The organism is Desulfobacterales bacterium (genome assembly GCA_028704555.1).
Taxonomy (GTDB): Bacteria; Desulfobacterota; Desulfobacteria; order Desulfobacterales; family JAQWFD01; genus JAQWFD01.
This window is the reverse complement of record JAQWFD010000057.1, coordinates 1-13,767: the sequence shown is the minus strand read 5'-3', so window position 1 is coordinate 13,767 and position 13,767 is coordinate 1. Positions and strand designations below refer to the sequence as shown.

The 13,767-nt window shown below is 49.5% G+C and carries 7 protein-coding genes and 2 pseudogenes; 4 read left to right on the top strand and 5 right to left on the bottom strand.

All coding sequences use genetic code 11. From position 1 onward, the window contains the following. Nucleotides 1–286: 286 nt before the first annotated feature. Nucleotides 287–1,295, top strand: a pseudogene (locus PHQ97_15050) (IS630 family transposase). 59 nt (nucleotides 1,296–1,354) lie between these two features. Here PHQ97_15050 and PHQ97_15045 read toward each other — a convergent pair. Next, nucleotides 1,355–1,579: a hypothetical protein gene (locus tag PHQ97_15045; protein MDD4394049.1), complete on the bottom strand. Its 225-nt coding sequence runs from the start codon at nucleotides 1,577–1,579 to the stop codon at nucleotides 1,355–1,357. Between the two features lie 43 nt (nucleotides 1,580–1,622). Next, the gene (locus PHQ97_15040; GenBank protein ID MDD4394048.1) at nucleotides 1,623–2,327 is read right to left on the bottom strand and encodes an IS1634 family transposase; all 705 of its coding nucleotides are present in this window, start codon (nucleotides 2,325–2,327) and stop codon (nucleotides 1,623–1,625) included. 355 nt (nucleotides 2,328–2,682) lie between these two features. On the opposite strand from PHQ97_15040, the gene PHQ97_15035 reads away from it, so the two are divergent. From PHQ97_15035 to PHQ97_15025, 3 genes and pseudogenes are all read left to right on the top strand, one after another. Continuing rightward, entirely contained in the window at nucleotides 2,683–5,238 is a 2,556-nt protein-coding gene (locus tag PHQ97_15035; protein MDD4394047.1) for an amino acid permease, read from the top strand. Between the two features lie 35 nt (nucleotides 5,239–5,273). Continuing rightward, a complete protein-coding gene (locus PHQ97_15030; GenBank protein ID MDD4394046.1) occupies nucleotides 5,274–5,564 on the top strand; it encodes a HigA family addiction module antitoxin in 291 nt (96 codons plus the stop codon). A 617-nt stretch (nucleotides 5,565–6,181) separates the two neighbouring features. Continuing rightward, a pseudogene (locus tag PHQ97_15025) lies at nucleotides 6,182–7,150 on the top strand (IS4 family transposase). A gap of 275 nt (nucleotides 7,151–7,425) precedes the next feature. Here the strand turns inward: PHQ97_15025 and PHQ97_15020 are convergent. The 3 genes from PHQ97_15020 to PHQ97_15010 are packed head-to-tail and all read right to left on the bottom strand — an operon-like array spanning nucleotide 7,426 to nucleotide 13,285. Continuing rightward, entirely contained in the window at nucleotides 7,426–8,865 is a 1,440-nt protein-coding gene (locus PHQ97_15020) for an efflux transporter outer membrane subunit (protein MDD4394045.1), read from the bottom strand. After that, a complete protein-coding gene (locus PHQ97_15015; protein ID MDD4394044.1) occupies nucleotides 8,858–12,040 on the bottom strand; it encodes an efflux RND transporter permease subunit in 3,183 nt (1,060 codons plus the stop codon). The genes PHQ97_15020 and PHQ97_15015 overlap by 8 nt, the downstream gene beginning before the upstream one ends. Before the next feature lie 33 nt (nucleotides 12,041–12,073). After that, nucleotides 12,074–13,285, bottom strand: a complete 1,212-nt coding sequence (locus PHQ97_15010; protein ID MDD4394043.1) for an efflux RND transporter periplasmic adaptor subunit — start codon at nucleotides 13,283–13,285, stop codon at nucleotides 12,074–12,076. Nucleotides 13,286–13,767: the final 482 nt, after the last annotated feature.

Below are 13,767 nucleotides of genomic sequence, written 5' to 3'. Positions count from 1 at the left end.
CTGCTTATCGGTCAGATCAAGACGATCTGTGCATAAGACATAACAACCGTCAAATCTGGAGCTTTGGTCGTATTGCTCGCGTTTTTTCCAGACAATGTCCTTGGCTTTAACCGATTTAACCGGTTTGCCTTCAGGTATCACCGTCACGTCATATAGCTTTCTGATTACCACTCTTTTTCAGCCAACGTTAACAAGCGCTCTGGCATTGGCGGTGTCCGGACAGCAATATATTAACCCGGCAAAAAAATACTAGAAAAATTTTTTGTAATATGCTATACTTCTTCCCATGAAAAAACGAGATGCGAGAAAGCTGAGTACAGAGGCACAACAGGAACTTCGAGAGATGGCAATCCGTCTCAAGAAATCAGGCAAAACATATAAGGCAATTGCCGAGATTATTCATGTCCAACCAACAACGATCTGCGCATGGTATAAGGCCTACGAGCGCGACGGCAAAAAAGCCATCAAAATTAAAAAACGGGGCAGACCTTCTGGAAGTTGCAGAACTCTAACTGCAGCCCAAGAGAGTAAAATTCAAAAGGTTATAGTGGATAAATGCCCTGATCAGTTAAAACTACCCTTCGCACTATGGACTCGCGTTGCCGTTCAGCAGCTTGTAAAAGAACTTTTTTCAATCAAAATGCCTATCCGCACAGTCGGTGAATATCTGAAACGATGGAACTTCACACCTCAAAAGCCTTTGCGGAAAGCATATAAACAGAATCCAAAGGCGGTTAAGGCTTGGCTGAAAGAGGAGTACCCGGCCATTGCTAAACGATCCAAAGAAGAGAAAGCAGAGATCCACTGGGGAGATGAAACAGGGCTTTGTAATGACAGTTATCATGACTCCTGCAATTAAATTACATCCAAGATGTCAACGTGTAAATCTTATTTCAACGGTAACTAATCAAGGTAAAGTTCGCTTTATGGTCTATAAAGATAAAATGAATTCCCAGACATTGATTCGATTTATGAAACGGCTTATTAAGAATTCTAAGCAAAAAGTGTTTCTTATTTTGGACAACCTCAGAGTTCATCATAGCTATATGGTCAAAGACTGGCTGGAAGACCACAAAACGGAGATAGCGGTTTTCTTTTTACCGGCCTATTCGCCCGAGTTGAACCCGGATGAGTATCTTAATTGTGATTTAAAAATCGGTGTGCATAGCAAAGTCCCAGCCAGAACAAAAAAGCAGTTGGCGAAAAAGGTGATCTCGCACTTGCGTAAATTGCAAAAAATGCTAGGTCGAGTAAAAAACTACTTTCGGCATCCAAAAATTGTTTATGCGGCTTGATTTATGTATTTAATTGCCGGATTAATATTTTGAACAGAAGTAAAAATGCTTCAATCCGTTCAGGAGAATGCCGACCGCGTTCTGTTTACTCTGCTCAGAAGCGTATTGCGTTTTCTTTCAGAAACCCCCTGAGCGTAGAGGATGATCATTCTGAATTGGTATTCTTTATTTTCGTTTTCCTCGTCAATGATGGTCAGAGGGACTTCGAAACCGCGATTGATTTGGCTTTTATAAGGAACAAGCTGTTCACAGTCATGAGTATCAAGCGCTTTATATAATGCCATTTTATAGGTTTCGTACATTGGTGCCGGGGCAATAAAGAACCCCTCATTGTCGTGGATATGCGCCATGTTTGCAACGGTTGTGTAGCTTCGAATCTGCAACGTAAAGAAAATCCTGGAGCCCCAGCAGATCTATGAGGTTTTCCCATTGCTCGACACAGGTTGTCACATCCGCCGTGTTGCCGCTATAAGCTTTCTGAAATAATGGAAATACGCTGTCTGAGCTTACCGATAATGACCATACAAGTTGCTTCAGATCCTGGCGGTGCTTTTTGCTGTAACCAAATGTCAATTTAATGCTGTCGGCAGTTTTGTTGTTATCACAGTCACCGTAAACGGAGGCCGATGTGGTATCATTGTGACAGATATCATTTTTGATGCCAAACTCGTCGATCATGTGCTTTGTGATCAGGGTTTCTATATTGCCGATACCGTAAGCAAATATTGCATCCAGGGTGTCGGCCATCCTGTCATCAAAGTACTCTTTGGGATCAATCCCCGGAAGGATAGCCTCCAGGGTGTTGGTCTCACTTGCAAACTGACATATTTTGTACAGCTGCATCACCTGAAATAAGATGCCGGTGATCATCGCCACTGAGGCCTGACCATGGGTCAGAATTTTTCTTCTCGGGTCAAGATCGATTTGCTCGTCAATAATTTTGCTAATTCCGCATTTTTCAAAAAAATGGCGTAATATCGGAGCGAATCCGATAACTTTGGTCTGAACCGATTGCAAGACATTATCTGCCAATATAGAGCCTCCTTAAGTTATTGAAATGACTCTATATTGCTTTTAAGAAAAAGTCTAGTTTTATTTTCAGTAAATTCAGGCAGTTATATCAAGCCTAACTGGATTTAAACAGATATAGGACAAAAAATCAGCCATTTCCTAAATTTTTAGCCCATTTTCTAACATTTTCTAATCTTTGAACCATGCTAAATGATAAGCGAAATCCAAGCTTTTATTGACGTCAACAGACTCTATCGCCTATCATTTATATTTGAATCCGGCTGACAATTGCTGCGTGCCCATTCAAGATCCGCTGCAATGGAAGTCCTTTCCCGGCCGGGATTCGCTGAAGTCGACCCTATTTTGAGCGCGCATCATGAGCCAAACAAATTCAAATCAAGGCGGCGGACACCTCGGAACCTTCGCCGGCGTTTTCACACCTAGCATTCTCACGATTCTCGGCATCATTTTATTTCTGCGGCTGGGTTTTGTGGTCGGAAACGCCGGTATAGCAAAGGCGCTGGTCATTATTGGCATGGCAAACGCCATCTCCATACTGACGAGCATTTCGCTCTCGGCCATCTCCACCAATCTGAAAGTCAAAGGCGGCGGCGACTACTACCTGATTTCCCGCACGCTCGGGCCTGAGTTCGGCGGCGCGATCGGCATCGTCTTGTTTCTGGCGCAATCCGTATCCATTGCCTTTTACTGTATCGGCTTTGGCGAGGCAATTGCCGGGGCGCTGCCCCAAAACACTTTATTTTCGGTCCGGATCATTGCCGTCATGGCCATGGCCTTTCTTTTTGTATTCGCCTGGCTGGGCGCGGACTGGGCGACCAAGTTTCAATTCATCGTGATGGCCATTCTTTCGGCCGCTTTGGTTTCTTTTTTCATCGGCGGTGCTCTCAGGTGGGACAGCGCATTGGTGCTGAAAAACTGGAACGCGCCTTCCGGTGGCCTTGGTTTCTGGACGCTTTTTGCCATATTTTTCCCAGCCGTCACGGGTTTTACTCAAGGGGTCAGCATGTCCGGAGATCTCAAGGACCCGGGCAAAAGCTTACCGCGAGGCACCTTTGCGGCGGTAGGCATTTCAAGCATCATCTATTTTGGAGCAGCCATTTTATTTTCAGCGGTTCTTCCGACTTCCGATCTGGCCAGGGACTACTATGCGATGCAGCGTGTAGCCGGCATCGGCTTTCTGGTCCAGGCAGGGGTTATCGCCGCCACGCTTTCCTCGGCTATGGCCTCATTTCTAGGCGCGCCGCGCATCTTGCAGTCCCTGGCCGGCGACCGGATTTTTCCTTTCCTGACCCCTTTTTCCCATGGCGCCGGGCCGGGCAACAACCCCAGACGCGGCGCGTTGCTCTCCCTGGCCATCGGCATTGCCACGATCGGCATGGGCAATCTGAATGTGGTCGCCTCGGTGGTCTCCATGTTTTTTCTGATTTCTTACGGTCTTCTTAATTACGCGACATTTTACGAAGCCCGGGCCGCCAGTCCGTCCTTTCGGCCAAGATTTCGTTTCTTTGATTACCGGTTGAGCTTTCTCGGCTTTTTGGCTTGTCTGGGCGCCATGTTGGCCATCGATATATCCGCCGGCATTGCGGCAATCGCCGTCTTGTTCGCCATCTACCAGTATCTTCGCCGAACCGCTGGACCTGCAAGGTGGGCCGACAGCAGGCGATCTTATTATCTTAAAAACATTCGGGAAAATCTTCTAGCCGTATCAACCGAACCGGCCCATCCCAGAGACTGGCGTCCGCACCTGTTAGCGTTTTCGGACGATTCGCATCGGCGGGACCAGTTGCTGCGTTTCTCATCATGGATACAAGGCAACAGCGGATTTGTAACGGCGGTTCGCATCCTTGAAGGCGAAGGCGTCAAAATGCTCAAGCTTCGAAATGAAGCCGCTGCCCAGCTTCAAGCCGACATCGCGGCCAATAAGATCGAGGCGTTCGCCCTTGTTCTCGCTACTCCGAGCCTTGAAATCGCCATCCATACGCTGATTCAGTCATTCGGCATCGGACCGCTGAAAGCCAACACCCTTCTGATCAACTGGCTTGAACGGCCGCAAACCGGTGCGCCCGAGCCGACCTCCTACATACGCAACCTTCGCACAGCGCTCAGATTCGGCTGCAACATCATGATCCTGGACGCCAAGGAAGACATATGGAAAGCGCTTGAAGCCCTGCCTTCAGAAAAACGCATCATTGATATCTGGTGGTGGGGAGATGCAACCAGCCGACTGATGCTCCTTCTGGCGTACCTGATGACCCGAAACGAAAAATGGGAAAATGCAAAAATCCGACTGCTGGCCGCCGGAGGAGACTCCGAAGCGGACCGGAGTATTGAAGGGGTGGAAAGTATCCTGGAAGAAGCACGCATCGATGCCGAGGCCCATGTGGTTGAGGAAGCCAATGCCGATAAAATCGCCATTTATTCGGCTAATTCCGCAATGGTGTTCCTGCCCTTTCGCATCCGCTACAACCGCCTGATCGACCCTTTCAAGGATCCGCTGGACGAGCTTCTGAACAGGCTTCCGCTGACCACTTGCGTTCTGGCCGCGGAAGATATCGATCTTGACGCGGAACCCGAGGAAGGTACAGCAGGCGAAACCGCCGCAGCACAGGACGCTCTGGCCGATGCAGAAAAAAAGACCGAAAAACTCCAAAAAACTGCAAAAAAGTCCTCGGACCTGGCAGATGAAAAACGCCAGGAATTTGATCTGACCGCCGCTTCAAATCCAGACGAACCGGCCTTGAAAAAAATGGAAACCGAAGTCAAGGAAGCGGAACAAGAAGCTCAAACAGAGGCCAAACGCGCGGCAAAGGCCCTGGCTAAAGCCAAACAAGCAGCAATTGAACTGGAAAAACTCGGGGTTGCGCCGAAAAAACCGGACAATGAGTCGCAGACACAGACGAATAAGGAATAATCATTATCGGACCACGTGGTCAGCACCCGTGAATTATGAGGACACATCCTGGAGAAATTCTTATTGAGGAATTTCTTACACCACTGGGTATCAGTCAATATCGACTTGCCAAGGATATAAGTGTGCCTCCAAGGCGTATTAACGAAATCGTCCACGGTAAGCGTTCGATCACTGCTGATACAGCATTGCGTTTGGGACTTTTTTTTGAGATAGCGCCCCAATTCTGGCTAAATCTTCAAAACCGATTCGATCTTGAGGTAGCAGAAGATTTACTGGCAAATCGGCTTGATAAGGAAGTACACGCTCTCAGTTCAAATGCAGCTTGAGACACTGTATCGTTTATAACGGGCTGCTATGCGTGGTTATTGATGAGACGACTTTGGACCGGATATGAGGTCAGTTTTAACCACCGGGAATAACGGTCATGAAAAAATGCATGTCCATGAGATTTAAAGGATTGTGGGGGTCAAACAGCTGGCTAAGTTTGATTTAATGGTAGCCCCTGAGAAAAGGCACCTTATACGGTTCAGCCGATTTCATCCAAGCCGGAGCAGACGGATAGTTTTTCCGGGGTTTGAGATATACTAGGCCCTTGACAATAAAGGGCTGGTAAGAATTATGCAACGGACTGCGCGCAAGAAATTGCAGGGCGCATGTCGCCGCATAGCAAAAAAACAAAATTTTTTCCGTTATATTAAACCGGCAATCAGTAGTGTCCGGTTAGGTTTTTGCATGTAACGTGTTGAAAACAATTATCATCTAAATCATTTTTTCTCTTGACATACAGGGTAAAAAAATTTTTGTGCCTCCTTGTTAGAATAAACAATAATAACAAGGAGATACAAATATTTTGCACCCAATCGAAATACCCAAGAAAAAAATTGATTCTAAAACCTTTTATTCGTTTGTTTTGCCGATGCTCAAAGTATTACCTGATGCTCCAGAGCTCTTATCCAAAGGAGATCGACCACTAAAAATGACCTTCGAAGATCAGTTGAAAGCTATTATATATTTCCATTTACAGGAGCATGAATCTGGGCGTCATCTAATTCAGGACTTTGCTGAAGATGAATTTGCCAAACAGCACATTGCCCCTGAAAACGGTATCGGTAAAAGCAGTTTTTTCGAAATTCAAAACACTCGCGGTCTTGAACAGCTACAATTTGTTTTTGAACAACTCTATAAACAAGCCCATGGTGTTTTACCTAAAACCTTTGAAGATCTTGGTGATCTTGTTGCCATCGATGGTTCATTGATTGATGCTGTTTTGTCCATGTATTGGGCCGATTACCGAAAAGGCTCAAAAAAAGCCAAAGGACATTTTGGATTTGATATCAATCGAGGCGTTCCTAACAAAGTTTATCTCACGAACGGCAATGGTGCAGAACGTCCCTTTGTCGGCCGAATTCTTTCCCCGGGTCAAACCGGCGTTATGGATCGCGGATACCAAAGTCATAAGGATTTTGATCTTCTTCAGCAAGATGGCAAACATTTTATTTGCAGAATCAAAATTAAGACAACTCGAACTGTCGTAAAGCAAAATCCTGTCGATCTAGACAGCTATGTCTTTTATGACTCCGTGGTTCTTCTGGGAACCCCGCGAATCAACCAATCTGAAAAATCCGTTCGGGTTGTCGGCTACAAAATCGATGGCGTTAAATATTTTATTGCTACTGATCGGCACGATCTTACAGCTGAGCAAATTGCCACAGCATACAAACTCAGATGGAGAATCGAAACTTTTTTCAAATGGTGGAAAAAGCATCTGAAGGTATATCACCTAATTGTTCGAAGCGAATACGGCCTGATGGTACAAATCCTTGGCGGATTGATCACATATCTGTTGATGGCGATATACTGTCGGACAAAATTCAATGAACCGGTCTCCATTAAGAGAGTCCGGGAACTTCGTGCCACAATTCGTAATGAATTGTACGGCACGCATTCACAGGTTGATGATAAAATTTTCAAAGAGCACGAAGAATTATTCGCTCATGCAAAAACCTAACCGGACATCACTGACCGGCAATCAAATATACCAATGTCTTTTCCAAAAAAGACTTATTTTATAAAGGTCTTCGTGAATAAGTATTTTACGTAAACAGTTGCCAGGTTAATATCTACCGCCCGCTTCGCTCGAGACTGAAGCGAACGGGCGGTAGAAAATAAAAGAGTTTTTTTGTAACTTCAGGAAGCGTCACCCTCGCCGTCCTGTTCTGGCACATCTCCACCGCCGCCCAACACGGCATAGATTTGAATCTGGTTACCAAACCTATCCAGCCGGACGCCTATGAGCCCCTGCCGGGCGGCATAAAGCGAACGCTGAGCATCCAGTACACTTAAATAGGTATCGATCCCCTTTTCGTATCGCATTGTTGAAAGCCGATAGGTCGCCTCGTTGGCTTCTACAAGGGATTGTTGCGCGGCCATCTGGTCCCCTATGGTCCCTTTTTTGGCAAGCGCATCAGCCACCTCCCTGAATGCCGATTGAATCGCCCGTTCGTATTGAACCAGCGCAATCTGTCGTTCCACTTCTGACACTTTCACGGCCGATTTCAGGCCGGAATCAAAAATCGGTATACTGACCCCGGGCACAAATGTCCACGTGCCCTGGTCGGATGTGAAAAGATCCGATAAATCGGCACTCGCCAGCCCGATCGAGGTTGTAAGCGAAATGCTGGGGAACAGAGCGGCCCGGGCGGCACCGATATTAGCGTTGGCGGCCTTGAGCAGATTTTCCGTCTGAAGGATATCGGGACGTTGCAGAAGCACTGCAGAAGACATTCCGGGTGAAACATCCGCCAGCGGTATGATGCTGCCCAGGGTATCGGGCAGCAGGTCGGCCGGTACCGGTGAGCCCACCAGCAGATTCAGGGCATTCTGATCCCGGGCCGTCAGTTCGGTAAACCGGGCTACGTCGACCCGGGCCGAATCCACTCGGGTCTGAACCTGACGAAGATCGAGTTCCGGCGCAAGTCCGACTTCAAAGCGCCGCTGGATTAAATGGTAGGTGTCCTGCTGGCTCTGGAGGGTGGATTGGGCCAATTGAAGATTTTCCCGGTCCCCGGCAAGAGTTATGTAGTTAGTGGCAACTTCAGACACCAGAACTATCTGTGCACTCCGGCGGGCCTGTTCTGTTGCGAAAAATTCCTCCAGCACGCGTTTCTCCAGGCTTCGGATGCGGCCGAAAAAATCGATCTCCCAGGAACTGACGCCCAGACCAACCTGGTACTGCTCTGCGTGCATCGAATGCCCGGTGTAGGATAAATCCGCCGGAACGCGCTCCTTATAGTAGCTGCCGCCTGCCGCGACATCGGGTAAAAGATCGTCCCGCTGAATACGATACAAAGCACGCGCCCGTTCGACATTCAAGGCAGCAACCTTCAGATCGCGATTGTTTTGCAGGGCCATATTAATGACCTGCCTGAGGGATTCATCATTGAAAAATTCCCGCCATCTCAGGTCGGCGGCAAACGGTGTGTCCTGCCGGGCCCCTGTCTCTTCGTATGCTGGTCCGCCGGGCCAGATTTGCGGCACCGGCGCCTCAGGTTGTTTATATTCCGGGATCAGCGAGCACCCCCCCATAATGACGCATATTCCCAGCAAATAAAACAATTTCTTATTCATGGCTTTCACTCCCGGATAAAACCAGTTTCGTTTCTGCAGAACTTTCACTTTTTCTTTGCCGGCCGAGCAGTCTATAAATCAGTACATAGAAAAGCGGTGCAAAAAGGGTGACCAGGAAGGTGGAGGATATCACACCGCCCACAACACCGATACCGATTGCTCTCTGGGCGCCGGACCCGGCGCCGTTGGCCAGGGCCATCGGCAGAACGCCGAATCCAAAGGCCAGTGAAGTCATCACAATGGGCCGCAACCTTAATTTTGCCGCTTCGAGGGTGGCGTCGACGAGCGGCATCCCATCATCCACCCGTGCTCTGGCAAACTGGACGATCAGGATAGCGTTTTTGGTGGCAAGACCAAGGAGCGTCAACAGCCCGATCTGAAAATACACATCGTTGGGCAGCCCCATCCAGCTGGATGCGATCACGCCGCCGACAACCCCCAGCGGCAGGGTCATCAGGATCGAGATGGGAATCGGCCAGCTTTCATACAGCGCCGCCAGGCATAAAAAAATCACCAGAACGGAAAACGCGTACAATAAGGGCGCCTGGGAACTGGCCATCCGTTCCTGGTAGGACAGACCGGTCCAGTCATACCCTATGCCGTCGGGCAAGCGGCCCGCGGCATCCTCCATGGCCTGCATGGCATCACCGGAACTTCTTCCCGGGGCCGCCTCTCCCCATATGTTGATCGAGGGGAAACTATTATAACGTTCCAGCTTCGGGGAGCCAAAGGTCCAATGACCCGAAGCAAAAGAGGCATACGGCACCATCTTGCCGGCATTATTCCGGACATAGAGCTTTTCCAGATCTTCGGGAGTCATTCGAAATGGCGCATCCGCCTGGACATACACCCGCTTTACCCGTCCTGCCTGGACAAAATCATTAACATAAGCACTACCGAAAGCTGCCGAAATCGTATTGTGGATAGCTGTAATGGGAACCCCCAGGGCACCGGCTTTTTCCCAGTCCACATCGATGCGGTATTCAGGCACGTCTTCCATGCCGTTGGGCCGGACCATGGTTACCCTGGTATCCTGTGCCATGATTCCGAAAAGCTCGTTGCGCGCCTGCATCAGGCCCTCATGTCCCACACCTCCCAGATCCTGCAGCTGAAAATTAAATCCGTTGGCCTGACCCAGTTCAATAACGGCCGGTGGCGGAAAGGCAAATACAGTGGCATCACGGTACTGCGAAAAGGCCCGCATGGCTCTCTGCGCGATGGCCCCGGATTTCATATCCGGCCGCTCACGCAGGTTCCAGTCTTTGAGTTTGATAAAGCCCATACCCACATTTTGACCTATACCGGAAAAACTGAAGCCTGCCGCTACCATAGCGGATTCCACGGTTTCCTTTTCTTCTTCCAGAAAATATTTCTGCACCCTGTTTATGACCGCCCGGGTCTGCTCCATCGTGGCATTGGCGGGCAGGATGGCCTGAACCGTCAGGAGCCCCTGGTCTTCGTCCGGCAGATAGCCGGTGGGCATGCGCTCGAACAGGTATCCCATCAATCCGACGATCAGGACAAATACGATCAGATACCGAAGTTTTCTGTGAAGAGAATGAGCGACAATTTTCAGATAGAGATACCGGGTTTTATCAAACAACCTGTCAAACCATCTGAAAAAAGGCCGCATGAAAAAAATGGCGTTTTCGGTCGGCTCATGTCCGGCCGGAACAGGCTTTAAAAGCGAAGCGCACAGCACCGGAGTCAGGATCAGGGCCACCAGTACAGAAAGCAGCATGGCGGAAATAATGGTCACGGAAAACTGGCGATAAATCACCCCGGTGGATCCGGGGAAAAATGCCATGGGACCGAAAACGGCAGACAGCACAAGCCCGATGCCGATCAGAGCACTGGAGATCTGGTCCATGGATTTAGCCGTGGCCTGTCGGGGGCCTATCCCCTCCTCGCTCATGATCCGTTCCACGTTTTCCACCACGACGATGGCATCATCCACCAGCAGGCCTATGGCCAGCACCATCGCGAACATGGTCAGCATATTGATCGAATATCCGAACAGCCCCAGGGCGGCAAAGGTCCCTAAAAGCACCACCGGCACGGCAATGGTGGGGATCAGGGTGGCCCGAATATTGCCCATGAAAAGATACATTACGATGAATACCAGAAATATCGCCTCGAAAAGGGTTTTAAACACCTCGTAAATAGCGACCCTTACAAAGGGTGTGGTGTCATAAGGGTAGACGATCTTCATACCCGGGGGAAAATACCGGCTCATTTCATCCAGTTTGGCCCGAATCGCGTCCGCGGTCTCCAGCGCGTTGGCCCCTGACACCTGGCGGATCGCCATAACGGCAGCAGGGCTGAAATTATAACTGGGATCAACATCGTACCTCTCGGTGCCCAGCTCCGTCCGCCCCACGTCTCTGATCTGCACGATGGAGCCGTCCGGGTTAGTGCGAAGAGGGATGGCGGCAAACTCTTCAGGCGTTTTGAGCAGATTCTGGACAATGATGGCGGCATTCATCCGCTGCCCGTCGACTGCCGGCGCACCGCCGAATTGGCCGGCTGAAACCTCCACATTATAAGCTTCCAGCCCTGCAACAACATCTGCGACGGTCATGTTGTAGTCGGTGAGTTTGTCAGGATCGAGCCATACCCGCATGGAGTACTGGGTGCCGAACACTTCCACTTCGCCCACGCCGGGAACCCTTGACAGCACCTTTTCCAAGTTGGATTGCGAATAATCCCGCAGATCGTTTCCGTCCATGCTGCCGTCCTCGGAGACAAGCGATACGAGCACCAGATAATTCGCGGTGGACTTGCTTACCTTGACGCCCTGACGCTGCACCACCTCGGGCAGGCTGGCCGTGGCCAGCTGGAGCTTGTTCTGGACCTTGCTCCAGGCACTATCCGGATCGGTGCCCGGAGCAAAGGTCAACTCGATGCGGCAAGTTCCCGAAGAATCGCTGGTGGCTGAAAAATAGAGCATTTTATCAAAACCGGTCATCTTCTGCTCGATGATCTGTGTGACGGTATTTTCAACGGTTTCCGCCGAGGCCCCCGGATAATAGGCTTCAATGGCGATCGAAGGCGGTGCAATGGGGGGATACTGGGAAATCGGCAGGTGATAAATCGCCAAGACGCCCGCCAGCATGATCACGATGGCGATGACCCAGGCAAAGACCGGCCGTTTCAGAAAGAATTTTGACAACATTATGTGGCTCCGTCTGTATTAATGGAGAAGCTTTTACGCCCCGATTTTCGAATTTGAGTGAGTGCTTTGCAAATCAGATTGAAACGGTAAAGGTTCCACCACCGACCCCGGCCTGATTTTCTGAAGCCCTTCGACAACCACCTGATCCCCCTGATTCAAGCCTGAATCAACCAGCCATTGATCCCCGATGACACGATCCAATGCCGGCATCCGCTGTTCGATAATATTGTCGGAATTAACGACAAATACCAGCGGATTTCCCTTGCGATCCCGCGATACAGCCTGTTGGGGAACCAGCAGGGCCTGATGATGGATTCCTTCAGGAAACACGGCCCGGACATACATGCCCGGCAGTAAAAAATTATCCGGATTAGGGAACACCGCCCGCAGGATAACGGAACCGGTCGTCTGGTCCACTGTAACCTCCTGGAATTGAAGGGTCCCTTTGACAGGGTAAGTCGTATGATTTTTCATGATCAGCTGAACATTTTTCCGGCTTTGAGTCTTTTTCTCCAGTTGGCCGTTTTGCATCCGCTCTTTTAATTTCAGCAGATCGGCGGTAGATTGGGGCACATCCACATAGATGGGGTCCAGCTGTTGAATGGTTGCCAGCGCCATGGCCTGATAAGCTGTCACGACAGCGCCTTCGGTCACATTGGACCTGCCGATGCGACCGGAAATGGGGGCCGCGATACGGGTATATCCCAAATTGATGCGCGCGGTTTTCACCGACGCTTTCCAATACTGAATTTCGGCTTCCGCCTGCTTCAGTGCTGCCGCGGCATCGTCGTAATCCTGCCGGCTGACCGCTTTTTCAACCGCCAGTTCTCTGTAGCGGTCGGCTCTGGATTGAACCGCCGGCAAATTGGCCTCGGCCTTGCAGAGAGCGGCCACTGCATTGTCCAGTGTCGCCTGATACATGGCCGGATCGATCTGATAGAGCACATCCCCGGCCTTGACGTCGGAACCTTCGGTAAACAGCCGTTTTTGAATAATACCCTGAACCTGCGGCCTGATTTCCGCAACCCGATAGGGGGATGTCCGGCCGGACAGCTCCGTTGTCAACGTAATCTGCTGCGGCTGCATCGTCACCACCGCCACCTTCTGGACCGGGGCACTGCCTTCCGACTCTGACGCTTCCAGGCTGTTATCGCTTCTGCACCCTGTAAATACCATAAGACCCGTCAGGGCCACCAATGCGGCAATCCACTTAAGGGATTCATACCCTTTTTTCCTCTTTTGCATCAAATACCTCCACACTGTCCATATAGAGTTAAATCAGCTTAACCGCCCCGTAATAAAGGTAATGCGTGCTATCGTACAACCCGATTTTCCTGGAATTGCCGTTACAAAATAAATTAGGCTCTTTTCCATTTCATGTGGGTAAATGTTTATCTGATTACCACTCTTTCTCAGCCATCATTAGCAAGCATGCTTGATGCCTGAGATTGTAACCGGATGATATAGAAACATATTTGTAAACCACCTCAGCTATATTTCGAGATTTTCATTGCAGAGGAATTGGAAAAACCATATTTTGCAGACGCACGAAAATATTTTGGCTCTATATCGCATTCAAAACTCTGTTATAGCATCTAAATTTGTAACTATTCAGCGTGCTTGAAAATTAGTATACTTCCATTTACATGACAAAATCTGGCAACTCGCCGTTAAACAACAATTCCAGTGCACGGCTTGACTTAATTCCCTGTTTTCGACAAGTAGAC

Coding starts and splice junctions, on each gene's coding strand:
- PHQ97_15045 (MDD4394049.1), bottom strand. CDS start 1,579: ATGGCATTATATAAAGCGCTTGATACTCATGACTGTGAACAGCTTGTT.
- PHQ97_15035 (MDD4394047.1), top strand. CDS start 2,683: ATGAGCCAAACAAATTCAAATCAAGGCGGCGGACACCTCGGAACCTTC.
- PHQ97_15030 (MDD4394046.1), top strand. CDS start 5,274: ATGAGGACACATCCTGGAGAAATTCTTATTGAGGAATTTCTTACACCA.
- PHQ97_15020 (MDD4394045.1), bottom strand. CDS start 8,865: ATGAATAAGAAATTGTTTTATTTGCTGGGAATATGCGTCATTATGGGG.
- PHQ97_15015 (MDD4394044.1), bottom strand. CDS start 12,040: ATGTTGTCAAAATTCTTTCTGAAACGGCCGGTCTTTGCCTGGGTCATC.
- PHQ97_15010 (MDD4394043.1), bottom strand. CDS start 13,285: ATGCAAAAGAGGAAAAAAGGGTATGAATCCCTTAAGTGGATTGCCGCA.